General features: G+C 62.1%; 19 protein-coding genes, 1 pseudogene and 1 riboswitch. Of the genes and pseudogenes, 11 read left to right on the forward strand and 9 right to left on the reverse strand.

Features of this window, described 5'->3' with window-relative positions; translation table 11 throughout:
- Positions 1 to 151: 151 nt before the first annotated feature.
- Positions 152 to 1324: a 4-hydroxybenzoate 3-monooxygenase gene (pobA, locus tag MOV76_RS18295; RefSeq protein WP_247265031.1), complete on the reverse strand. Its 1173-nt coding sequence runs from the start codon at positions 1322 to 1324 to the stop codon at positions 152 to 154.
- 127 nt (positions 1325 to 1451) lie between these two features.
- On the opposite strand from pobA, the gene MOV76_RS18300 reads away from it, so the two are divergent.
- Complete coding sequence (locus tag MOV76_RS18300; RefSeq protein ID WP_247265032.1) at positions 1452 to 2342, forward strand: helix-turn-helix domain-containing protein; 891 nt, start codon at positions 1452 to 1454, stop codon at positions 2340 to 2342.
- 67 nt (positions 2343 to 2409) lie between these two features.
- On the opposite strand, the gene MOV76_RS18305 is transcribed toward MOV76_RS18300, so the two are convergent.
- The 4 genes and pseudogenes from MOV76_RS18305 to MOV76_RS18320 all read right to left on the reverse strand — a co-directional run bounded on the left by MOV76_RS18305 (position 2410) and on the right by MOV76_RS18320 (position 5212).
- Positions 2410 to 2595 (reverse strand): hypothetical protein, encoded by a 186-nt coding sequence (locus tag MOV76_RS18305; RefSeq protein WP_247265033.1) that lies wholly within the window; start codon positions 2593 to 2595, stop codon positions 2410 to 2412.
- Between the two features lie 171 nt (positions 2596 to 2766).
- Positions 2767 to 3756 (reverse strand): annotated as a pseudogene (locus MOV76_RS18310) (phosphoketolase); the annotation flags it as partial.
- Entirely contained in the window at positions 3750 to 3962 is a 213-nt protein-coding gene (locus MOV76_RS18315) for a hypothetical protein (RefSeq protein ID WP_247265034.1), read from the reverse strand. The pseudogene MOV76_RS18310 and the gene MOV76_RS18315, both read right to left, overlap by 7 nt.
- A 71-nt stretch (positions 3963 to 4033) precedes the next feature.
- Positions 4034 to 5212: an acetate/propionate family kinase gene (locus tag MOV76_RS18320; protein WP_247265035.1), complete on the reverse strand. Its 1179-nt coding sequence runs from the start codon at positions 5210 to 5212 to the stop codon at positions 4034 to 4036.
- Positions 5213 to 5502: 290 nt separating this feature from the next.
- Between MOV76_RS18320 and MOV76_RS18325 the strand changes: the two genes are divergently transcribed.
- Complete coding sequence (locus MOV76_RS18325) at positions 5503 to 7104, forward strand: inorganic phosphate transporter (RefSeq protein ID WP_166480867.1); 1602 nt, start codon at positions 5503 to 5505, stop codon at positions 7102 to 7104.
- 9 nt (positions 7105 to 7113) lie between these two features.
- Here the strand turns inward: MOV76_RS18325 and MOV76_RS18330 are convergent, their stop codons facing one another.
- Positions 7114 to 8685, reverse strand: a complete 1572-nt coding sequence (locus MOV76_RS18330) for a bifunctional diguanylate cyclase/phosphodiesterase (protein ID WP_018243414.1) — start codon at positions 8683 to 8685, stop codon at positions 7114 to 7116.
- Between the two features lie 447 nt (positions 8686 to 9132).
- Complete coding sequence (locus tag MOV76_RS18335; RefSeq protein WP_247265036.1) at positions 9133 to 9687, reverse strand: histidine phosphatase family protein; 555 nt, start codon at positions 9685 to 9687, stop codon at positions 9133 to 9135.
- Positions 9688 to 9897: 210 nt separating this feature from the next.
- A riboswitch (cobalamin riboswitch) is annotated at positions 9898 to 9973 on the forward strand.
- 51 nt (positions 9974 to 10024) lie between these two features.
- On the opposite strand from MOV76_RS18335, the gene MOV76_RS18340 reads away from it, so the two are divergent.
- The 3 genes from MOV76_RS18340 to MOV76_RS18350 all read left to right on the forward strand — a co-directional run bounded on the left by MOV76_RS18340 (position 10025) and on the right by MOV76_RS18350 (position 11800).
- Positions 10025 to 10234: a CbtB domain-containing protein gene (locus MOV76_RS18340; RefSeq protein ID WP_003542661.1), complete on the forward strand. Its 210-nt coding sequence runs from the start codon at positions 10025 to 10027 to the stop codon at positions 10232 to 10234.
- A gap of 117 nt (positions 10235 to 10351) precedes the next feature.
- The gene (locus tag MOV76_RS18345) at positions 10352 to 11098 is read left to right on the forward strand and encodes a CbtA family protein (RefSeq protein ID WP_028733472.1); all 747 of its coding nucleotides are present in this window, start codon (positions 10352 to 10354) and stop codon (positions 11096 to 11098) included.
- Between the two features lie 69 nt (positions 11099 to 11167).
- Positions 11168 to 11800, forward strand: a complete 633-nt coding sequence (locus MOV76_RS18350; protein WP_018243410.1) for a hypothetical protein — start codon at positions 11168 to 11170, stop codon at positions 11798 to 11800.
- On the opposite strand, the gene MOV76_RS18355 is transcribed toward MOV76_RS18350, so the two are convergent.
- Positions 11785 to 12447: a sulfite oxidase-like oxidoreductase gene (locus MOV76_RS18355; protein ID WP_112904890.1), complete on the reverse strand. Its 663-nt coding sequence runs from the start codon at positions 12445 to 12447 to the stop codon at positions 11785 to 11787. The two genes, MOV76_RS18350 and MOV76_RS18355, sit on opposite strands and share 16 nt — an antisense overlap.
- A gap of 292 nt (positions 12448 to 12739) precedes the next feature.
- On the opposite strand from MOV76_RS18355, the gene MOV76_RS18360 reads away from it, so the two are divergent.
- The 6 genes from MOV76_RS18360 to MOV76_RS18385 all read left to right on the forward strand — a co-directional run bounded on the left by MOV76_RS18360 (position 12740) and on the right by MOV76_RS18385 (position 20682).
- A complete protein-coding gene (locus MOV76_RS18360; protein WP_408987997.1) occupies positions 12740 to 14536 on the forward strand; it encodes an ATP-binding protein in 1797 nt (598 codons plus the stop codon).
- Positions 14533 to 15867, forward strand: coding sequence for a sigma-54 dependent transcriptional regulator (locus MOV76_RS18365; RefSeq protein WP_011653327.1), 1335 nt, complete (start codon positions 14533 to 14535; stop codon positions 15865 to 15867). The genes MOV76_RS18360 and MOV76_RS18365 overlap by 4 nt, the downstream gene beginning before the upstream one ends.
- Before the next feature lie 327 nt (positions 15868 to 16194).
- On the forward strand, positions 16195 to 17178 hold the full coding sequence (locus MOV76_RS18370) for a tripartite tricarboxylate transporter substrate-binding protein (RefSeq protein ID WP_018243407.1): 984 nt from the start codon (positions 16195 to 16197) through the stop codon (positions 17176 to 17178).
- A gap of 142 nt (positions 17179 to 17320) precedes the next feature.
- Complete coding sequence (locus MOV76_RS18375) at positions 17321 to 17782, forward strand: tripartite tricarboxylate transporter TctB family protein (protein ID WP_018445878.1); 462 nt, start codon at positions 17321 to 17323, stop codon at positions 17780 to 17782.
- Between the two features lie 9 nt (positions 17783 to 17791).
- Positions 17792 to 19297 carry a tripartite tricarboxylate transporter permease gene (locus MOV76_RS18380; protein ID WP_018243405.1) on the forward strand — a complete coding sequence of 502 codons (1506 nt, stop codon included), beginning with the start codon at positions 17792 to 17794 and terminating at the stop codon, positions 19295 to 19297.
- A gap of 215 nt (positions 19298 to 19512) precedes the next feature.
- A complete protein-coding gene (locus MOV76_RS18385) occupies positions 19513 to 20682 on the forward strand; it encodes a M20 aminoacylase family protein (RefSeq protein WP_130758930.1) in 1170 nt (389 codons plus the stop codon).
- A gap of 58 nt (positions 20683 to 20740) precedes the next feature.
- On the opposite strand, the gene MOV76_RS18390 is transcribed toward MOV76_RS18385, so the two are convergent.
- Positions 20741 to 22013: adenine deaminase C-terminal domain-containing protein (locus MOV76_RS18390; protein WP_247265037.1), on the reverse strand; the 1273-nt coding region annotated here is incomplete at its 5' end.

The raw sequence follows: 22013 nt of genomic DNA on the forward strand, positions 1-22013 counted from the left end.
CTTTTTGGCGCACTCCCGCGCCGTATTCGCTAGCCGCTCAAAATTGAGTGTTAGCTTGTCATGCGAAATGGTGATGTAAAATGAAATAAATGCCGTAATCCATGACCTAGCGATTATGATTGTGCATCGAGGATGCGGAATTATCCTCGTCTCAGAATGGCAATCCCACATAGTTTTCCGCGAGCGCCATCGAGGCGGCGCGGGAATGGGTGAGATAGTCGAGTTCCGCCTCCTGGATCTTCTGGTCGAAATCACCGGTATCCGGAAAACGATGCATCATCGTCGTCATCCACCAGGAAAACCGCACGGCTTTCCACACACGGGCGAGCGCCTTCTGCGAGTAAGCGTCAATGCCACTATTCGAGCCTTCGCGGTAATGCTCGATCAACCCGGAGAAAAGGTAATGGACGTCGCTGGCGGCAAGGTTCAATCCCTTGGCCCCGGTCGGCGGGACGATATGGGCAGCGTCGCCGACCAGGAAAAGCCGGCCGAAACGCATCGGTTCGGCGACGAAGGAGCGCAGCGGCGCGATCGATTTCTCGAAGGACGGCTCGGTCGCCAATGCCTCGGCATGATGCGTCGGCAGCCGCCGTCTCAACTCGTCCCAGAAGCGATCATCGCTCCAGTCATCGATTTTCTCGTCGAGCGTACATTGGATGTAGTAGCGGCTGCGGGTGGCCGAGCGCATCGAACAGAGCGCAAAGCCCCTTGGATGGTTGGCGTAGATCAGTTCATGGCTGACAGGCGCCACGTCGGCAAGGATCCCCAGCCAGCCGAAGGGATAGATCTTCTCGAAACTCCTGATCGCCCGTTCCGGGACGGCCTTGCGGCTGGTGCCGTGAAACCCGTCGCAGCCGGCGATGAAGTCACAATCGATGCGCTTGGCAACACCGTCTTTCACATAGGTGACGAAGGGAGAAGGGCCGTCGAAGTCATGCGGCGCGACATCGACGGCATCGTAGATCGATAAGGAGCCGCTTTCTTCGCGCCGCTCCATGAGATCGCGCGTCACTTCGGTCTGTCCGTAGACGGTGACGCGCCTGCCGCCGGTCAATTCGTGAAGGTCGATGCGATGGTCGCGTCCGTCGAAGGCCAGCGAGAAACCGTCATGCGGCAGGCCCTCGGCATGCAGCCTCGCGCCTGATTTGGCCTGATCCAACAGCCCGACGGTGCCTTCCTCCAGAACGCCGGCACGAACCCGGCCGAGGATGTAATCCTTGTTCACACGATCGAGGATGACATTGTCGATGCCGGCTTCGGTCAGAAGCTGGCCGAGCAGCAGGCCGGATGGCCCTGAACCGATGATGGCGACCTGAGTTCGCAAATACTGCCTCCCTGCATTTTTGCGTTTTGTCAGATTCTGCCGTGCCGCGCTTGCCGCAGCAATGGACATGCCGACCTAAAAATTGCACTAATCGAACATTGGTGTCGGCGAAGCCCCACGGAGCCCCATGAGCAGACAGGTCCCTACCTATGAACTCTACGGCGAAAAGACCGGGCGAGAACCGGATTTTTGGGTGCATTGCGAAACAATTCGCTCTCGCAGCAGTTTGCATCACTGGGAGATTCGCCCGCACCGCCACGAGAGTTTCTTTCAGATATTGTACATCGAAGGCGGTTCGGGCGATGCGATTTTCGGCGAAAAGAGCCATGCCATCCGTCCGCCGGCCATCATCACCGTGCCGCCCGGGCTCAATCACGGCTTTCGTTTTTCACGCGATATCGACGGCCTGGTGATCACCCTGTTGAGATCCCATCTCAGCCATCCGCCCGGCGACCGAAGCCAGCTCGGCGAATGGCTGGCGGCGCAGCATCTGACGCCGCTCGATCCCGATCGTGCCGAGGCAGCCTATGTCATGCAGACGTTGAGGCGGCTGGGCGACGAATTCGAAAACCGCCGCAGCGGCCGCAACGAGGCGTTGGCCGCCTATGTCGCTCTGGCGCTGCGGCTGACGGCGAGGATTTCCCAAGAGGGGAATACGCATGAACTTCCGCCCAACGAGAACGAGCGGCGGATGGAAATGCTGAGCGAGCTCATCCAGCAACATTTTCGATCGCACAAGCCCGCGTCTTTCTATGCCAGAGAGCTTGGGGTTTCGCCGACGCATCTCACCCGCATCGTCCGGTCGATGACCGGCAACACTCCCCACGAACTGATCGCCGGCAAGCTCGTCGAAGAGGCGAAACGCCAGCTCGTTTTTACGCTCGGCAGCGTTCAGGAGATCGGGTTTCGGCTCGGCTTTGCCGATCCCGCCTATTTCTCGCGCTTCTTTTTTAAATATACGGGAGAAACCCCGCGGGTCTGGCGCATGAAGGAAAAAGTCCGGCTCGAACGCGCATAGGGTTCCGGCATTCCGGGTGCGACGCGCTCGCGGACAGGCATCCGAGGGTCGCCCTGTGGGGATCGCCTTACCAGGCTTCGACGCCGTCTTCCGTGTTGCGGGCGCGTTCGTCGGCGCGGGTCTCGTATGCCTCGCGTTCCCCAGCTGGCTTGACGGTATCGGTTGAGCCATCCGGCCGGGCTTCGGGCGTCATGTAGAAGGCGAGCGCCTTTTCCAGCCGGGCGGCGGTAAGCGTGGCAGCGAAACCCTTCATGTCGTTTCCTCGGTCAGTGGCTTAGAGCTTCCTCAAGACACATAGCCTACGATATGGCCATTCTGGAACAGCGCTCCGGTCGTTTTCACCAACTTTAGACGTCGCTTGACGATTGCTCCCGCCGGATAATCTTCTCCGACCAGGTCCGCGCGACTCTGTTTGGTTTTGGCTTCACGCCGTCGGCCATGTCCAGTTCCGCACCTCCGGCATATCCTCACCATATTCGCGGACATAGTCGTGATGTTCCGCAAGCTTGCCACGGAAGGCGGCGAGCGCTTCTCCAGCTTTTTCCTTCAAGCCCGGCACACGCTCGATCGCTTCGATGGCGAGGTGGAAGCGATCGAGTTCGTTGAGGACGGTCATGTCGAAAGGTGTGGTCGTCGTGCCTTCCTCGATGAAGCCGCGGACGTGGATGTTGCGGTGGTTGGTGCGTTTGTAGGTCAGGCGGTGGATGAGATAGGGATAGCCGTGATAGGCGAAAATGACAGGCTTGTCGGCGGTGAAGATCGCATCGAATGCCTCGTCAGTCAGGCCGTGCGGATGCTGATCCCTGGATTGCAGTGCCAGGAGGTCGACGACGTTGACGGTGCGGATCTTCAGCTCGGGAATGGCCTGGCGCAGCAGGTCGACGACAGCAAGCGTCTCCATGGTCGGCACGTCGCCGGCGCAGGCCATGACGAGATCGGGCAGGATGGTGTCGTCCTCATTGCTCGCCCAGTGCCAGATGCCGACGCCGGCCTCGCAATGTTTCACCGCCTCGTCCATCGATAGCCATTGCGGCTCTGGCTGCTTGCCGGAGACGATGACATTGATGCGGTCATAGGTGCGCAGGCAATGGTCGCCGACCCAGAGCAGGGTGTTGGCATCGGGCGGCAGGTAGATGCGGACGATATCGGCCTTCTTATTGGCGACGAGGAAACCGGGATCCTGGTGGCTGAAGCCATTGTGGTCCTGACGCCAGACATGCGAGGTCAGCAGGTAATTCAGCGACGAGATCGGCTTTCTCCACTCGAGTTCCCGCGTCACCTTCAGCCATTTGGCGTGCTGGTTGAACATGGAATCGATGACGTGGATGAAGGCCTCGTAGCAGGAGAACAGGCCGTGGCGGCCAGTCAGCAGGTAGCCTTCCAGCCAGCCCTGGCAGAGATGTTCGCTCAGTGCGCATAGGTGAAGTTGAGGCCGGGTGTGGTGCCCCAATGGCCGAGCAGGCGGGGCTTGATGTGCTCTGGTTTCAGCTGCTCGCGCAACAGCGGATTGGCCAGCAGATAGATCTGGCCGATGGAGAGATAATTGGCGGCGCGCCAATAGCGGTCGATCAGAGTGAGTTCGGCATCGGTAAGAGCGGCGGTCGAGACATGCTTTTCCATGGGTTTCTCCCGTTCGAAAACGTCTTCAACGTCAATTCGACCGGCGGATGCCGGCAAGCTGTTGATCTGGATCACCCGCCGCGAAGAAGAGACAGCGCCTCGTCAGCGATGACCTGTTCCTCATCGGTGGCGATGACATGGGCGGCGATGCTGCTTTCCCGTGTGCTGATCGTGAAATCATTGGCGGCATTGGCCTTTTCGGCGATTGCAAGGCCAAGCCAGGACAGCCGCTTGGTCACGCCTGCGCGGATCTCCGGTTGATGCTCGCCGATCCCGGCGGTGAAGACGATGGCGTCAAGCCCGTTCAGCGTTACCGCCATGCGGCCGATTTCGCCGGCAATGCGCAGCGTGAAGAGGTTGATCGCCTGGCGCGCCTCCGGCCGGCCGTCCTTCAACAGCTCGCGCGTATCGGCGCTGATGCCGGAGACGCCAAGCAGGCCGGATCGGTGATAGAGCAGGTCTTCGATCTCCTCGAAGGACTGTTTCCTCTGATCGGCCAGATGCAGGATGACGCCGGGATCGAGCCAGCCCGGGCGCGTCGCCATCGGGATGCCATCGAGCGTCGAAAACCCCATGCTGCAATCGCGGCTGACGCCGTCATCCAATGCACAGAGGCTGGCGCCGCTGCCGAGATGGGCGACGACCACCTTTGCCGCGCGCGGCGCCTTGCGGCGAAGCTCTCCGGCGATGAATTTATAGGAAAGGCCGTGGAAGCCGTAGCGCTTGATGCCCTCGTCATGCAGCGCGCGGGGAATGGCGAAGCGGCGAACGAGATCGTCCTGCGTGGCGTGGAAGGCGGTGTCGAAGGAGGCGGTCTGGGCAAGATGCGGTTTCAGATGCTTGAGCGCGCGGATGAAACGCAGCGCCTGCGGCTGGTGCAGGGGCGCAAGCGGGGTCAGCGCATCGACGGCATCGATTGCGGCGGCGTCGAGGGCGATCGCCCTGGTGAAGCGGTCGCCGCCATGGACGACGCGGTGGCCGGCAGCGTGCGCGGCGGTCATGTCGAAATGATCGGCGAGAAGCGCGAAAGTCTCATCGATGACGCCGTGCAGATCTTCTGTCACCTCGGCCTTCATCGGAATCTCGAAGGTCTGCGGCCCTTTCGTCAGGCCGAGCGACAGCGGTTCGGCGCGGAAATCGATCACGCCCTTGCCGATGCGCCGTGCCTTGCCGCCGTCTATCGCGAAGATGCCGATCTTAACGGTCGAGGAGCCGGTGTTGAAGGTCAGCAGCAGGTCGGTCGATGACATGTCTTCTAAGACTCCGCGCGGGTGTGAGATGACCGAACTTAGCGTCGGATGTCCAGGCGGGAAGGATTTATTCGCCCGGGGCGCGCTTTGTTGCTGCATAGACAACCATCGTCCGCCGCTTGGGATCGCAACGCGGCATCTTTTATGGAAGCGACGGTACCAGGCGCATCACCGTCAATATCGCCCGGCATCAGTGGCTTACGGGCGGTTCAGTCGGGGCGTCATGAGAGCTTCACGCGGCGGAATTATTAACAAAAGGCAAATTTGCAAACGGAATAAGGAACTATGCCATGGCCGATATTGCCCCCAGCCAGGTTCATAGCGACACGTCCCACCCGCTCCACAGTTCGAATTCGGCCGGCAAGTGGTTCTTGCCGCTGTTTGCGCTCGTTCTGGTCTGCGGCCTTGGATATGTTGCCTATGCACTCGGCCGCGACCTCACGACCGCAGTTGCCGTTCCCTGGATTCTCCTAGGCCTTGCGCTGCTCATCGCGCTCGGCTTCGAGTTCGTCAACGGCTTCCATGATACGGCCAATGCCGTCGCCACCGTAATCTACACCCGCTCCATGCCGGCGGAATTCGCCGTCATCTGGTCCGGCTTTTTCAACTTTCTCGGCGTGCTGACCTCGAGCGGCGCCGTCGCCTTCGGCATTCTGGCCCTGCTGCCGGTGGAATTGATCCTGCAGGTCGGCTCCGGCTCCGGCCTTGCCATGGTTTTCGCGCTGCTGATTGCCGCGATCGTCTGGAACCTGGGCACCTGGTATCTCGGCCTGCCGTCGTCGAGTTCGCATACGCTTGTGGGATCGATCATTGGCGTCGGCCTTGCCAACCAGTTCCTGGCGCCGGCAGGCACTGCGACCAGCGGCGTCGACTGGTCGCAGGCGACCAATATCGGCCTGTCGCTTTTGATCTCGCCGCTGATCGGCTTCGGTCTTTCCGCTGTTCTCCTGCTGGTCATGAAGCTTCTGGTGCGCAACAAGGCGCTCTATGCCGAACCGAAGGGCAACCAGCCGCCGCCGCTCTGGATCCGTGCGATCCTGATCTTCACCTGCACCGGCGTCAGCTTCGCCCACGGCTCCAACGACGGCCAGAAGGGCATGGGCCTCATCATGCTGATTTTGATCGGCCTGGTGCCGACGGCTTTCGCGCTGAACCGCACCCCCGATGTCAACTATCTCGAAGCCTACAAGACGGCATCGGCTCAGGTGGAAACCGCGCTCGGCAAGTATGTGAAGCCGGGTGTTGCTGTCGCAGACTACAAGGCCGAAGTCAGCAACGCCGTCAAGAACAAGACATGGACGGATGCGACGACGCCGGCCCTGCAGCAATATATCCACCAGACGAGTGCCGAAGTCGCCGGCTACCCGACGCTCGAAGCGGTGCCGACCAATCTCGTCGGCAACGTCCGCAACGACATCTATCTGATCGGCGAGGCGCTGAAGCTGATCGACAAGCAGAAGCTGCTGCCGATGGATGCCCGCGACCTCGGCGCAGTGACGAACTACCACAAGGCGGTCGACAACGCGACGAAGTTCATCCCGCTCTGGGTGAAAGTGGCGGTCGCGATCGCGCTCGGCCTCGGCACGATGGTGGGCTGGAAGCGCATCGTCGTCACCGTCGGCGAGAAGATCGGCAAGACGCATCTGACCTATGGTCAGGGTGCGGCAGCCGAAGTCGTGGCGATGGTCACCATCGCCTCGGCCGATCATCTCGGCTTGCCGGTCTCGACGACGCATGTGCTGTCATCCGGCGTTGCCGGCACCATGGCGGCGAATGGCTCCGGCCTGCAATGGTCGACCGTGCGCAACATGCTGATGGCCTGGGTGCTGACGCTGCCGGCCTCGATCGCGATCGCCTTCGTGCTCTTCGTGATCATGCGTCAGGTTTTTTAGGGCGTCCCGTCAGGCCGTGGAGGCCAGGCTGGCATTGCGATCGCTGATGAAGATGCCCGCCTCGGCGGCGGGCATCGCCTTGCCGAAGAGATAGCCCTGGCCGATGTCGCAGCCGAGCTGCAGCAGGAAGGCGAGCTGGCCGTGCTCCTCGATGCCTTCCGCAGTCGTCTTGATGTTGAGGCTCCTGCCGAGGCCGAGCATGGCGCGGACGATCTTTTCCTGGCGTTCTTCGTCGCGATAGGTGGCGATGAAGCTTTTGTCGATCTTGATCTTGTCGAAACGATAGCGGGCGAGCTGGGCGAGGCTCGAATAACCCGTGCCGAAATCGTCGAGTGCGATCTGGATGCCGGCGGCGTGCAGTTCGTCGAGAATGAGGGCGGCGACGGCGGGATCCTGGATCAGCGCGTTTTCGGTGATCTCCACTTCCAGGCGCTGCGGTGGCAGCCGGCTTGCCGAAAGCACCTTCAGAATGCGCGACGTCAGCAATCTGTCTTCCATCTGCACCGGCGAGACGTTGAAGGACAACGTCACATGCTCCGGCCAGGTGAGGGCGTCGCTGCAGGCCTGGGCAAGAAGATCCTCGAACAATGCGGTGATCATGCCGGTTTCCTCGGCGATATCGATGAAGACCGGCGGCGGGATGTTGACGCCGTCGTCGCCGATCCAGCGCGCCAGCGCCTCGAAGCCGCAGAGCTGGCCGGTCTTCAGGTCGATCAGCGGCTGATAGAAGGGCTTGATCGCCTTGTTGGAGATTGCGGCGCGCAGCCTGGTTTCCAACGCGGCGCGTTCCGTAACTTTGTCCTGCATCGAAGGTTCGAAGACGAAATAATGGTTGGGCCCGCGTGATTTCGCCTCGTACATGGCGAGGTCGGCACGGTGGGCGGCATCTTCCAGCGGTTCGGCTTCCTCGACCCAGCGGTCATAGCCGACGCTAGCGCCGACTTCGACGGCAAAACCATCGATATGGATCGGCCGGGTGACGGCCTGGATCAGCAGCCTGGCAAAACGCTCCTCGCGCTGCGCCGTCAGGGCGAAGGCGACGATGATGAATTCGTCGCCGCCGAAGCGGTAGACGCAATCGGCATTGCCGAGCGCGCAGATGCGTCTGGCAACCTCGATCAACAGGATGTCGCCGCCCTTGTGGCCGACGAGGTCATTGACCTTCTTGAAGCCGTCGAGGTCGACGGAGAAGATGGTGACGTTGCGGTCCCACTCCTCGATCTCCGCCTCGTCGTCCTTGATCGGCCGTGAGAGGATCTTGCGCTCGAAGGCGTAGCGGTTCGGCAGCTTGGTCAGATGGTCGTGGGTTGCGGTCCAATCGGCCTTCGACTGGGCGGTGGCGCGCAGTTCCATTTCCTTACGCAGATCGGCGATGCGCAGCACCGAATAGATGAAGCTCATGGCGCCGGCGATGCCGAGCGCCAGAACGAGCTTGTCGGCGCCGTACTCGCCGAAGCCGATCATGAAGGAGACCAGGCTGTCGTCGAGCTGCAACAGCGTGCCGAGGAGCCAGAGGGTTACCCCAAATCCGACGATCGACACGCATTGCCTTCCGGCCCTGCTTTGGAAAAACACCGGCATTATGCCTTCTCCATCTCCCACCCTTCGCGGAGATATCACGAAAGTCTGAATGTTTGTTGAAACCAGAAGGCGAATTATCGGAGGCAGCAGCCTGTTGCTGTGCCGCTGAGAGACCGACGGGCTTGGGGGAATCTGGGCGTCGTCGTGGGCGATCCCGGTTCAGGAGACCAGTCGACGCGGGAAAGAACGAAGGCGAGCGTGCTAATGCAGCGCTCGCCCTTTCTCGTGCTTCAGGCGGTGGCGATCAGCAGCGGAACGCTGACGATGAGACCAACCAGAACCGTGACTGTGGCGACACGCATGAAACGCAGCCGTCGCGTGCGCTCGCCACTCCAATCATATGTCATTCTTCCATCTCCTTGGGACAAGGAAGTAGTCCCCGCGAAACCGGGTTCAACAGAGATGACGCGATTTGCTTGTGCAAGGCTGGATAAGAATCAGCAGTTTCTAATGCTGGAAGCGCAGCGACCAGCGCAGTCCGTTGCTGGTCATGCGAACGATGGCGAGCGGCTCGACGTCGCTCAGCCAGAAAGAGGAGAGCGGCGCCTGAAGCACATGGGCGACAGCCGCCCGGATGACGGCCGCGTGGCTGACGGCGATCACATGGCCGCCGAGGGCGGATTCACTGTCCATCCAGCCGGCGACGCGGGTGCGCAGATCAACAAAGCTCTCGCCGCCATGCGGGGCCGCTTCCGGATCGCTCATCCAGGCCATGAGGTTCTCCGGCTCTTCGGCCTCTATCGCCGCGATCGACCTGCCGGCCCACCGGCCATGGTCGCAGTCACGAAGTGCGAGGTCTATCCTGGCTTCGAGGTGGAGCGCTTCCGCTGTCTGGCGGGCACGCAAAGCGGGGCTCATGGCAATGCGGTCGGCGCGCGGCGGGGCGGCCATTTTGCCGGCTTCTTCCGCCGCCTTGCCTTCCAGCGTTTCGTCGAGCGGGAACAGCGCCTTGCGGTTCGCCGTCGTCGCGCCGTGGCAGATCCAGGTGAGGCGCGTGTTCACGGTCGTTCTGATCTCCCGGAATGCGGCTCCGGCGCCGCGCGTCTTTTCGAGAGGCGCAAGGGACGCTGTAGCAGTTTGAATGGCTCCATAATCTATCCCTGAATCAATTCCGATTTAAGGAATTATGCAGCAGGACGCCTCTCTGCCGGCTTGTGAAGTTTCGTTGACAGTCTCTTCGGCGTGCAGATATAACCGTGCTGTTGCGGGTTTGGAAGCCGGTGTAAGTCCGGCGCGGTCGCGCCACTGTGACCAGCGTGTCGAAAGTTCTTCGCGCTGGAAGTCAGACCCTACTGCACAAGCACTCTTTCGACTGAACGCGTCATTCCCGGAGGAATATATGTCTGACACCACTTTCGCGCCCGTTGCGGTACCGGCGCCGATCCCTGTAGGCGAGATCCTGCCCTGGGCGATCTTTGGCGGCCTGCTGATGCTGATCGTCCTCTATTTCGTCGGCACCGAGGAAGGCGCGATGGCGCTGTTCAACGGCATGTATGTGCACGAATTCGTGCATGACGGCCGCCATCTCCTCGGCTTTCCCTGCCACTAAAGCGCGTCGCGATCTTTCAGATTCGCTCGTCTCGCTTTAGGTTTTCGTTTTTACGCATGTCGTTATCGAAAAACCGCTGCACACTTTTGCGCGACGTGCTTTAAGGGAGTTCCTGACATGGTTGGAAACCTTCTGCTTCGCGGCATGCTCGCGGGCCTGATTGCTGGCATCCTCGTTTTCGCTTTCGCCCATACTTTCGGTGAGCCGCTGGTCGATGCGGCGATCGCCTTCGAGGAGGCAAGCGCCCAGGCGGCCGGCGAAGCTGCCGAACCTGAAATCGTCAGTCGCGCCACGCAGGCCGGTCTCGGCCTTTTCACCGGCGTCATGGCCTACAGCGTCGCTGTCGGCGGGCTCTTCGCACTTGCCTTCGCTTTCGTACACGGCCGTTTCAGCAGCCTTTCGGCGCGTGGCACCTCAGCCGTCATCGCCATTGCCGCCTTCGTGGCGATCGTCATCGTTCCCAGTATCAAGTATCCGGCCAACCCGCCGGCGGTCGGCAATCCCGACACGATCGGCGTCAGGACCGAGTTGTTCTTCCTGATGATCGTCGTCTCGCTCGCAGCCCTGATTGCCGCGGTGGCGCTGTCTCGCCGCCTTTCCGAGCGCTTCGGTCTCTGGAACGGCGCGATCATCGCCGGCATTGTCTATCTCGTCTTCATCGGCGTCGTGCTCTATCTGCTGCCGCCGATCAACGAGGTGCCGGAGAACTTCTCGGCGATGGTGCTCTGGCGGTTCCGCACGACCTCGCTTGGCATGCATGTGATCCTCTGGGCAGCCTTGGGGCTGGCTTTCGGAGCGCTTGCCGAAAAGCGGCTTGCAGTTAAGGGCGGGCAACGAGGTCGGCCGGCAACGGCATTTCACTGAAAGCATCGAAGGGCGCCGCTTTGCCGGCGCCCTGAACTTTGGGAGCTAGCCCGACTTTTTCGAGCGAGTATGAAAAGCAGCAGAACCACACCAATCCTGTCGGCGGCGTTAATCACGGCCGCCTTTTTGTGTGTGGTTGCCGGAAGCGCTTCTGCTCATAGCCGCAGCGATGGCGGCAGCCATGCGGGCCTCAATATCCCCGAGATTTCCCATGGCGAGATGGCTGTCATGTCTGACTATCGCAGTGGGATTATCGACCTTGCATCCCGCGCAGTCGATACGAACGAGCCGTTCCGGCGCGTTCTGAACTATGCCGAAATCCAGTATTCCTACTGCCTATGGGGCCGGATGCCGGGCAGTGTGACCGATGAGCAAAGCCCGTTCAACGAATGCGCCCATGCCTATCTCGCGGCGGCCAAGGCGGTCTTGCTTTCGATGCGTGAGATGCCGCGGGAGAGAGCTGCGGCGGATGAAATTATTTCCGCGGTCGATGCCGATATGGTGCGGCGCGGTCTTGCGCTCATCACCTGTCGATTCAGCGGCGAGGCCTTCAACACCGCTGACATCATCAAGCCACGCTGGAGCGGGATACCATTCCATGCCGCCAGCATGGCGTCGATGACGGGGCTTGCCTCCTTGTTCGGCCTTGGCGTGTTTGCGCTTCGCCGTTTCTCGCGGCCGAAAGCTCAATCGTCGGAATAGCGCTGCTCACGCCAGGGATCGCCATAGATGTGATAGCCGTTCTTTTCCCAGAAGCCGGCCTGGTCGGCGGGCATCAGCTCGATGCGGCGCAGCCATTTGGCGCTTTTCCAGAAATAGAGATGCGGCACGACGAGGCGCATCGGGCCGCCGTGATCCGGTGTCAGCGGCAGGCCTTCCCAGGCGGTGGCAAGGATCGCATCCTCGGCGGCGAAATCGGCCAGCGGCAGGTTGGTGGTATAGCCGTCATAACTTGTCAGCATGACGTAAGCCGCTTCGGGCTTGGGCATGGCGAGATCAAGCAGATCGCGCGTCGAAACGCCCTTCCATTTGTTGTCGTAGCGCGACCACGTGGTGACGCAGTGGATGTCGCTGACCTTGGTGCTCTGCTCGATCGCCTGAAAGGCGGCCCAGGTGAGGGTGAGCGGCGTTTCGATAAGGCCGCGCACGTCAAGCCGCCAGGAATCTGTGGAGACAACAGGCTGCTGGCCGAGATCGAGCACCGGCCAGTTCTTGACGAGGTGCTGGCCGGGCGGCAGGCGCTCGGCTTCGGGACGGCTGATGCGGCCGGTCAGGAACTTGCCTTCGGCCGCCCAACGGCGCTTGGATGTGGTGAGCTTGCTGTCGGCGGGCGTCTGGTCGTCGCTCATGGGCGGGGCCTCCTTGCGGTGCAGCAATAGGACATCCGCCCCTGCCGGGTGTCAAGTTTCGGCAGGCCCTTGGAAATCCCTGTCCACCCCCATAGAGCGCCGCGCGTCCGGCCGGACGCGCTAAGGACGCTCTATCACTTTGAATTGGCGCATAATCCTTTCCGAAAATCGATTCCGATTTTCGGGGTTATGCGTTAACTTGAGCCGTCGGGTATGCCTCGCTGGGGAGTGGAGGCAGAAAGGGGAGGAGCCGGATCTGTCTTCGAGATATCGTGCCATAGCGGCTTTGCTGGTGGTGCCGCTGATCATCTTCGCCTTCTTCACTTATGGGAGCGCGATTGCGACGCGCGCCTATATGGAGGAGGCTTCGGCACAGGCAGGAACGGCGCTGCGGCTTGCCGTTTCGGCACTCAGCGGCCATCTCAACCGCTACGAGGCGCTGCCGGCGCTGATCGCCGATCACGACGACATCAAGGAATTGGTGAGCGCGCCCGAGGATGCGGCGCTGCGCGATGCGGCCAATCTCTATCTCAAGGAGATCAACGGGCTGCTGAAATCCTCTGACATCTATGTGGTCAAGCCGGATGGAGAGACGATCGCGGCCAGCAATTACGATGGGCCTGGAAGCTTCGTTGGACAGAATTTCAGCTACAGGCCCTATTTCCAGGATGCGATCGAAGGCCGGCAGGCGCGCTTCTACGCGCTCGGCACCACCTCGTTGAAACGCGGCTATTATTTCGCTGCGCCGATCCGGACCGGTGCGGATATTCGCGGCGTCATCGTCTTCAAGGTCGATATTGATATGATCGAATCCTCCTGGGGCGGCGGCGAATACAAGATCTTCGTCTCCGATCCCGAGGGCATCATCTTCATGTCCGGCAGCCCGGAATGGCTTTACGGCGCGATCCTGCCGCTGACGGCGGACCGCATCGCACGCACGGAGGCCTCGCGGCGCTATGCCAATGCCAGGCTGGCGGCGCTGCCAGTGACGCGACATCACTTCGAGCAACATGAGCTGATGACGCTGGCCGGCGAGCGCGACTCGAGCGAATATCTGGTGCTCTCGCATTATATGCCGGCCGAGGACTGGACGGTGAACGTGCTGATGGAGACGAGTTCCATCCGCGCCCAGGCGCGCACGGCGCTTGCCGCCGTGTTTCTTATTCTCTGCATTGCAGGGCTTACGGTGGCCGTCCTTCGCCAGCGGCGGGCGCGGCTTGCCGAGCGCATGCAGTTGCAAGCGGAGGCCCGCAACGAACTGGAACAGCGCGTCGAGGAGCGCACGGCCGATCTTGCGCGCGTCAACAGCCGCATCGAGGAGGAGATCGCCGAACGGCGGCTGACCGAACAGCAGCTCCGCCAGACACAAGCCGACCTCATCCAGGCGGGCAAGCTTGCCGGCCTCGGGCAGATGTCGGCTGCCCTTTCGCACGAGTTCAACCAGCCGCTCGCCGCCGCCAAGACCTATACGGACAGTGCCTCCGTCCTCATCGACCGTGGGCGGACGGAGGAGGCGCGGGATAATATCCGGCGGATCGGTGGGCTGATCGACCGCATGGCTGCGATCAGCCGGCACCTGCGCAACTTCGCCCGCAAGCCGAACGAGAAGCTCGGGTCGGTGTCTCTCGACGAGGCGATGCATGATACGCTCGAGATCATTGCCTGGCGGCTGAAGGCGGCGGACGCCGAACTCCTGCTGGATCTCGGGCCGCGTCCGTCGGTTGTGCGCGCCGGTTCGGTGCGTCTGCAGCAGGTGCTGGTGAATGTGATTTCCAACGCGGCCGATGCGGTGGAAGGGCTGGATGACAGACGCATCGAGGTTTCGGCCTTCGAGGAGGCCGGCAAGGTGGTGCTGACAGTGCGGGACCATGGGCCCGGCGTGCCGGCGGCGATCGCCGAGCGTATCTTCGATCCCTTCTTCACGACGAAGGGTGTCGGCAAGGGGCTCGGCCTCGGGCTTTCGATCTCCTACAACATCATCAAGGATTTCGGCGGCAGCCTTGCTGCTGCCAATCATCCCGAAGGGGGCGCGGTGTTCCGCATCGAGCTGCAATCGGCGGCAGGGCTGATGCCGGAGGCGGCGGAATGAACGATGCGAAGATCCTGCTGGTCGACGACGAGGAGGAACTGCGCCGCTCGACGGCGCAGGCGCTGGAGCTCTCCGGCTTCAGCGTCGAGACCTATTCGAACGGCGACCATGTGCTGGAGCTGATCGGCTACAGCTTCCCCGGCGTGGTCGTCAGTGACATCCGCATGCCGGGCATCGACGGCATGACGCTGATGCAGAAGATCCGCGAGCTCGACCCGGAGGTGCCGGTCATTCTCGTCACCGGGCACGGCGATGTGCAGCTTGCGGTGAAGGCGATGCGCGAAGGCGCCTATGATTTCATCGAGAAGCCGTTCACGCCCGAGATGCTCGCCGGCGTCATCCGCCGGGCGATGGAGCGGCGCGGCCTCGTGCTCGAAAACCGGCTGTTGAAAGCGGTCGCCGGCAAGCGCGACGATATCGAGGCGCGGCTGCCGGGTCGCACGCAGGTGATGGTGGATTTGCGCTACCGCATCCGGGCGATCGGGGCGAGCGATGCCGATACGCTTATCGTCGGAGAAACGGGTGCCGGCAAGGAGGTTGTGGCGCGTGCGCTCCACGACATCAGCGCTCGGGCGAGCCGGCCGTTTATCGCGATCAATTGCGCCGCACTGCCGGCAAACCTGATCGAGAGCGAGCTTTTCGGCCATGAGGTGGGGGCCTTTCCGGGTGCGGTGAGGCCGCGTTACGGAAAATTCGAACATGGGCGCGGCGGCACGATCCTGCTCGATGAGATCGGCTCAATGCCCTTCGACCTGCAGGCGAAGTTTCTGCGGGTGCTGCAGGAACGGGTAATCTCACGGCTCGGATCGAACGAAGTGGTGGCGCTCGACGTGCGCTTCATCGCGACGAGCAAGGTCGATCTGGAGGCGGAGGTGGCGGCGGGGCGTTTTCGCGCCGACCTCTTCTATCGGCTGAATGTCGCGACGCTGCATGTGCCGTCGCTGTCGCAGCGGCGGGCGGATGTTCCGCTGCTTTTCCTGCAGCTGGTGCGGGAAGCGGCGGCCCGCTATGGCCGCGACGAGATGGCCGTGCCGCCGGACGTGATCTCCGATATCGCTCAGCGCGACTGGCCCGGCAATGTGCGTGAATTGAGGAACGCCGCAGACCGTCTGGTCCTCGGTCTCGACAATGGCGGGCGCCAAGCCGAGGAGGCGACCGGGCTTGCTGAGCGTGTCGCCGAATTCGAACGAGGGGTCATTGCCAGCGCGCTGGTGGCCCATGGAGGCAGCCTCAGGCCGGTCTATGAGTCGCTCGGCATTTCCCGGAAGACGCTCTACGAAAAGATGCAGAAATATGGTCTCGACAAGCGGATGCTGACCACCGAAAGTTAGCCATTTCGGAAGGAGCATGCTTTTCGAAGTGACGATTCCGGCGGCTGGCCGCGCATTCTCTCCAACCTCAAGGCGCTGATCGAGACCGGCGAAGTGGTACTGCCTCAGAAAAGTAAGGGTGTGGCTACAGTGCGATGGGTGGATTTCCACCCATCGCACTGCCTGTTTGTTTCCGAATCGACCCATGCTGCATCGCACTGTCGCAAAATCGTCTTTCGAAAGCGGCTGTAATGATTGCGGGTCGATTTTTCCCGGCGGCAAATAGGTGATCCGAACCGGCGCGGAGGATGTGTCGGCGGGCTTGCTTATTTCATCAGGGAGGAAACGATGAAAATTCTGAAGGCCATGCTCGGCCTGACCGCGGCTGCCGCGGTCTCTGTTCTCGCCAGCGTCGCTTCGGCGCAGACCTATCCCGAGCGCACCATCACCATGGTCGTGCCCTTTGCGGCCGGCGGCCCGACCGATACCGTTGCGCGCCTGGTCGCCGAATCCATGTCGAAGGATCTCGGCCAGCAGATCGTCGTCGAAAATGTCGGTGGCGCGGGCGGCACGCTCGGCGCCGGCCGCGTGGCGAATGCCGATCCCGACGGTTATACCATCCTGCTGCACCATATCGGCATGGCGACCAGCGCCACGCTCTACCGCAAGCTTGCCTATGACACGCTCGGCGCCTTCGACTATGTCGGCCTCGTCACCGAGGTGCCGATGACGATCGTTGCCCGCAAGGACATGGAGCCGGCCGACCTCAAGGGGCTGATCGATTACATCAAGGCCAATAAGGACAAGGTCACGGTCGCCAATGCCGGAATCGGTGCGGCCTCGCATCTCTGCGGCATGATGTTTATGAGCGCCATCCAGACGCCGCTGACGACCGTTCCCTACAAGGGCACCGGCCCTGCCATGACCGATCTGCTCGGCGGCCAGGTCGACGTCATGTGCGACCAGACGACCAACACGACGAAGCAGATCCAGGGCGGCACGATCAAGGCCTATGCCGTGACCTCGCCCAAACGCCTCGACGTAATGAAGGACATTCCGACTGCCGTCGAAGCCGGCCTGCCGGGTTTCGAAGTCGGTATCTGGCACGGCATCTATACGCCGAAGGGCACGCCGGCTGAGATCAACGAACGTCTGTCGAAGTCGCTGCAGGTGGCGCTGAAGGATCCGAATGTCGGCGCCCGCTTCGCCGAGCTCGGCACGACGCCATCCTCCGACGCTGATGCGACGCCGGCTGCGCTGAAAGCCAAGCTCGAGAGCGAGATCGCCCGCTGGAAAACCGTGATCGAGGCTGCCGGCGAATATGCCGACTGAGGATTATCCTCGTCCAGGACATGCCGGATGAGCCCTTCACTCTAACCCTCTCCCCGCATGCGGGGAGAGGATGCCGGCAGGCGGATGAGGGGCAATCGCATCAGCAGCGCATCACGAACCATCTCCAACCCCAGGAGACACCATGAAATCCATCAGTTTCGATACCACCAATGCGATCTGCGGCGCGCTTTTCGTCGCGACCGGTGCTTTCTTCGCCATCCAGTCGCTGGGGCTCGACCTCGGCACGACAGTGCGCATGGGGCCTGGTTATTTTCCCCTGGTGCTGGCCGGCGTGCTCGTGCTTCTCGGCGCGATCATCTTCATTCAGGCTCTCCGCGTAGAGGGCGAGCCGATCGACCCGTTTGCCTGGCGCGGCATGCTCTTCATTCTGCCGGCACCGGTGTTCTTCGGCTTGACGGTGCGGGGGCTGGGTTTTGCGCCGTCACTGTTCTTCACCGCCTTTATCGCCTGCTTCGCATCGCAAAAGATGAACCTGTTCTTCGCGATCATCCTCTCGCTGCTGCTGACGATCTTTTCGGTGGCGGTCTTCAGCTATGGGCTCGGCTTGCCGTTCGAGCGCTTCGGCCCCTGGGTCCGGTTCTAGGAGACGATGATGGATCTTTTCAGCAATCTCGCGCTCGGCTTTGCGACGGCCGGAACTCCGGAAAACCTGTTCTTCTGCCTGATCGGCGTGCTGCTCGGCACGCTGATCGGCGTGCTGCCCGGCATCGGCGCCACGGCGACGATCGCCATGCTCTTGCCGATCACCTTCCAGCTCGAGCCGGTCTCCTCGCTCATCATGCTCGCCGGCATCTATTACGGCGCGCAGTATGGTGGTTCCACGACGGCGATCCTGATCAACATGCCGGGCGAATCCTCTTCGGCCGTCACCGCGATCGACGGTTACCAGATGGCCCGCAAGGGCAGGGCGGGGGCAGCGCTTGCGATCGCGGCGCTCGGCTCGTTCTTCGCCGGCACCGTGTCGACCTTTCTCGTCGCGATCTTCGCGCCGCCTCTCACCGCAATCGCGCTGCAATTCGGTTCGGCGGAATATTTCTCGCTGATGATCGTCGGCCTTGTTTCCTCGATCGCTCTCGCGCACGGCTCTGTCGTCAAGGCGCTGGCGATGGTGGCGCTCGGGCTGCTGCTCGGTCTCGTCGGTACCGACATCTATACCGGCACGCCGCGCTTCACGCTCGGTATCCGCGAATATGCCGATGGGCTGAACTTCGTGGCGCTCGCCGTCGGCGTCTTCGGGGTTGCGGAAATCCTGCGCAACCTCGAGGGCGAGTCGACACGCACGGTGCTGATGGCCAAGGTGTCCGGCCTTTTGCCGTCTCGCCAGGAATTCAAGGAGATGATCGCACCCGTCATTCGAGGCACGGCGATCGGTTCGGCGCTCGGCATCCTGCCGGGCGGTGGCGCCATCCTTGCCTCCTTCGCCTCCTATACGGTGGAAAAGCGGATGTCGAAGACGCCGGAGGAGTTCGGCAAGGGTGCGGTTGCGGGCGTCGCAGGGCCGGAATCGGCAAACAATGCCGGTGCGCAAACCTCGTTCATTCCGCTCCTGACGCTCGGCATTCCGGCCAATCCCGTCATGGCGCTGATGATCGGCGCGATGATCATCCAGGGCATCGTGCCCGGTCCGAACGTCGCCACCGAGCAGCCGGCGCTGTTCTGGGGCATCATCGCCTCGATGTGGATCGGCAACCTGATGCTGGTCATCCTCAACCTGCCGCTGATCGGGCTCTGGGTGAAGCTCTTGACCGTGCCTTACTACGTGCTCTTCCCCGTCATCATGGCTTTCTGCTCGATCGGGGTCTACAGCGTCAACGCCAACGTCTACGATCTCTATGCCGTCGCCTTCTTCGGGCTCATCGGCTATGTGCTGGCAAAGCTTCGTTGCGAACCGGCGCCGCTCTTGCTCGGCTTCGTGCTTGGGCCGCTACTCGAAGAGAACCTCCGGCGCGCCATGATCCTGTCGCGTGGTGATCCGACGACCTTCGTCACGCGGCCGATCAGTGCCATTCTTCTGGCCATTGCGGTTGCCGTGCTGATCGTCGTCTTCCTGCCGAGCGTCAAGAAGAAGCGCGAGGAGGTGTTCGTCGAGGAGGCGTAGAGCATGATGCCGAAAAGTGTGAGCGGTTTTCGGACGACATCATGCTCTAACTCGTTAATTGAGAACGGGATTCAGATTTTTGGCCCGGCCTAAAATCATCCTGTTCTGGGGTTGAACTTGTGGGCCGTTTGATAAACAAGGAATGATCTGATGCGGGCGCCGGTTGGGCGCCCGTTTCGCATGACAGGATATCCAGGCCCCAGGACCATTGCCCGATGAGCATTCCCGCCCGGATCAAGGACGATCTGCCGTTTCTGACCTCCCTGCGCCGCGACCTGCACGCGCATCCCGAACTCGGTTTCGAGGAGGAGCGTACCGCCGGCATCGTCGCGAGGCTTCTCGAAGAAGCTGGTATCACGGTGCATCCCGGCCTCGGCGGCACCGGCGTGGTCGGCACGCTACAGCTCGGCAACGGCTCGCGCAGGATCGGGCTGCGTGCCGATATGGATGCGCTTGCCATGCCTGAAATGGCAGAGCGGCCTTATAAATCGACCGCGCCCGGCAAGATGCATGCCTGCGGCCATGACGGCCATACGGCGATGCTCCTCGGCGCTGCGCGGCATCTTGCTGCGACGCGGAATTTTTCCGGCACGGTGCATTTCATCTTCCAGCCGGCCGAAGAAGGGCGAGGCGGAGCAAGGCGCATGGTCGAGGAGGGGCTGTTTAAGCTTTTTCCCTGCGATGCCGTCTACGGGCTGCATAACATGCCTGGGCTTGCGGTCGATGAGATCGCCGTGGTCGAGGGACCGCAGCTTGCCTCCTCCGACAGCTGGCGCATGACCTTCCGCGGGACCGGCACGCATGGCGCCAAGCCACATCTCGGCCGCGATCCGATCACGGCTGCCGGCACATTCCTGTCATCGCTGCAGACGATCGTCGGACGGGTGGTCGATCCGCTGCAGCCGGCCGTCGTCAGCGCCTGTTTCCTGCGGGCGGGCGACCCGAAGGCGCTGAACGTCATTCCTGATATCGTCGAGATCGGCGGGACGGCGCGGGCCTATTCGCCTGATGTGCGTAATCAGCTGGAGACCGAGATCGGACGACTGGCGCAGGGTAGTGCAGCCATGTACGACATCACCGTGGACTATGCATTCGAACGGCGGATTCCGCCTGTCATCAATGACGCGGATGCGACCATGCGGGCGCTCGCGGCCGCCGGCTCGGTGTTTGGCGGGAAGGTGCAGACAAGTTTTCCGCCGTCGACGGCGGGCGACGATTTCGCCTTCTTCGCCCAGAATGCGCCGGGCTGTTACGTCTGGCTCGGCAACGGCCCGGCGGTGGACGGCGCGCTGCATCACAACACGGCCTATGATTTCAACGATGAAGCGCTTGGTTATGGGGCGGCTTACTGGGTGGCGTTGGTCGAGCGGGAATTGAAGGTCTAGCTGGAGTTTGAGGTGGCGGGGACGCACGCCCCTTTATATATGGTCTGTGCGTCTCGGCTTACATAACCTCCAGCACCGGACTCTCAAGCACTTTCCCCGTCACCACATCGGCAATTCCCCGATCCGTCTGGTGCGGGCCGGCATTGCAGGCGAGCGTTGCGCCGAAGCAGGCCTTGAAGACCCGATAGGGTGGTTTCCAGTCGACAATCTTTTCCATGGCCTTGCGGATGCCGACGAAGGCCAAGGCGGTGTCCTTCAGCGATGCATCCGTCACCAGGCCGGAGAGCGGCAGCCGCAGGATCGCCTCGATTCGGCCGTCCTTGGCGACCGCCATGCCACCGCCGGCTGATATGACGGCGTTGGCGGCGAGCGTCATGTCGCGCGCATTGCCGCCAAAGACGGTGAGGTTGTGGCTGTCATGCGAAACAGTGGTACAGAAGGCGCCGCGCCATTCACCCCAGCCGGTGAGGAAGCCGATACGCGGGGTACCATCGGCTTTGCCGTGGCGATGGGCGACGGCGATCATGGCGCTGCCCGCCGGCGGAACGACGAAACCGTCCCTGACCTCGGTTTCGGCCTCGCCCCATTGCGTGAAGCGCGGGCGGTCGATGGTGGCGACGCGGACGCGCTCGTCCTTCGCCGGAATGCGGAAATCATTCTCAGTCAGCGGCGGCAGCTTCACCGAATTGACAAGCGGCGCCGTATCAATCTGCTGGACGGCAGCCTGCATGCTGCCGTTGCGGGCAGCGATGCGGCCACCTGATATGACCAGCCGTGCCCGGAATTCCATGAGGTCGTCGAAGAGCACGATGTCGGCGCGGCGGCCGGCGGCGACGAGGCCGAGATCGGTGCGCTTCAGACGTTGTGCGGCATTGAAAGTCGCGGCACGGATGGCCCATTCCGGCTTCATGCCGTAGCGCACCAAGCGCCTGATGACGTCGTCGAGGCCACCATCTTCCTGGAGTTCGTCGGGAAAAACGTCGTCAGTGCAGAGCGTGACGGTCGGAGGCAGGTGACCGAGACCGTTCAACACATCGACGAACTCCTTCAGCAGATGGTCGTGCGAGCCGCGCAGCTCGATCGTCAGGCCGGCGGTAAGCTTGGCGAGGAGATCGGCACCGGAGGTAAGTTCGTGGTCGGAGGTGATGCCCGATGCCATGAAGGCGTTGAGATCGGCGCCTTCGAGGCCGCGGGCATGGCCGCAGACGAGCTTGCCGGCGGCGAGGCCGGCATTGACGATGGCCGCCATGCGCGGATCGCCGTCGATGACGCCGCGCATGTTCATCACTTCGGCGATGCCGTCGACGGCGGAGGAGCGCAGCATCTCGGCG

This window comes from Rhizobium sp. PRIMUS64 (assembly GCF_023006465.1).
Lineage (GTDB): Bacteria > Pseudomonadota > Alphaproteobacteria > Rhizobiales > Rhizobiaceae > Rhizobium > Rhizobium leguminosarum.

Coding starts and splice junctions, on each gene's coding strand:
- MOV76_RS18340 (WP_003542661.1), top strand. CDS start 10,025: ATGTCTGACACCACTTTCGCGCCCGTTGCGGTACCGGCGCCGATCCCT.
- MOV76_RS18330 (WP_018243414.1), bottom strand. CDS start 8,685: ATGCCGGTGTTTTTCCAAAGCAGGGCCGGAAGGCAATGCGTGTCGATC.
- MOV76_RS18370 (WP_018243407.1), top strand. CDS start 16,195: ATGAAAATTCTGAAGGCCATGCTCGGCCTGACCGCGGCTGCCGCGGTC.
- MOV76_RS18345 (WP_028733472.1), top strand. CDS start 10,352: ATGGTTGGAAACCTTCTGCTTCGCGGCATGCTCGCGGGCCTGATTGCT.
- MOV76_RS18320 (WP_247265035.1), bottom strand. CDS start 5,212: ATGTCATCGACCGACCTGCTGCTGACCTTCAACACCGGCTCCTCGACC.
- MOV76_RS18350 (WP_018243410.1), top strand. CDS start 11,168: ATGAAAAGCAGCAGAACCACACCAATCCTGTCGGCGGCGTTAATCACG.
- MOV76_RS18305 (WP_247265033.1), bottom strand. CDS start 2,595: ATGAAGGGTTTCGCTGCCACGCTTACCGCCGCCCGGCTGGAAAAGGCG.
- MOV76_RS18315 (WP_247265034.1), bottom strand. CDS start 3,962: ATGGAAAAGCATGTCTCGACCGCCGCTCTTACCGATGCCGAACTCACT.
- MOV76_RS18365 (WP_011653327.1), top strand. CDS start 14,533: ATGAACGATGCGAAGATCCTGCTGGTCGACGACGAGGAGGAACTGCGC.
- MOV76_RS18325 (WP_166480867.1), top strand. CDS start 5,503: ATGGCCGATATTGCCCCCAGCCAGGTTCATAGCGACACGTCCCACCCG.
- MOV76_RS18300 (WP_247265032.1), top strand. CDS start 1,452: ATGAGCAGACAGGTCCCTACCTATGAACTCTACGGCGAAAAGACCGGG.
- MOV76_RS18355 (WP_112904890.1), bottom strand. CDS start 12,447: ATGAGCGACGACCAGACGCCCGCCGACAGCAAGCTCACCACATCCAAG.
- MOV76_RS18380 (WP_018243405.1), top strand. CDS start 17,792: ATGGATCTTTTCAGCAATCTCGCGCTCGGCTTTGCGACGGCCGGAACT.
- MOV76_RS18375 (WP_018445878.1), top strand. CDS start 17,321: ATGAAATCCATCAGTTTCGATACCACCAATGCGATCTGCGGCGCGCTT.
- MOV76_RS18385 (WP_130758930.1), top strand. CDS start 19,513: ATGAGCATTCCCGCCCGGATCAAGGACGATCTGCCGTTTCTGACCTCC.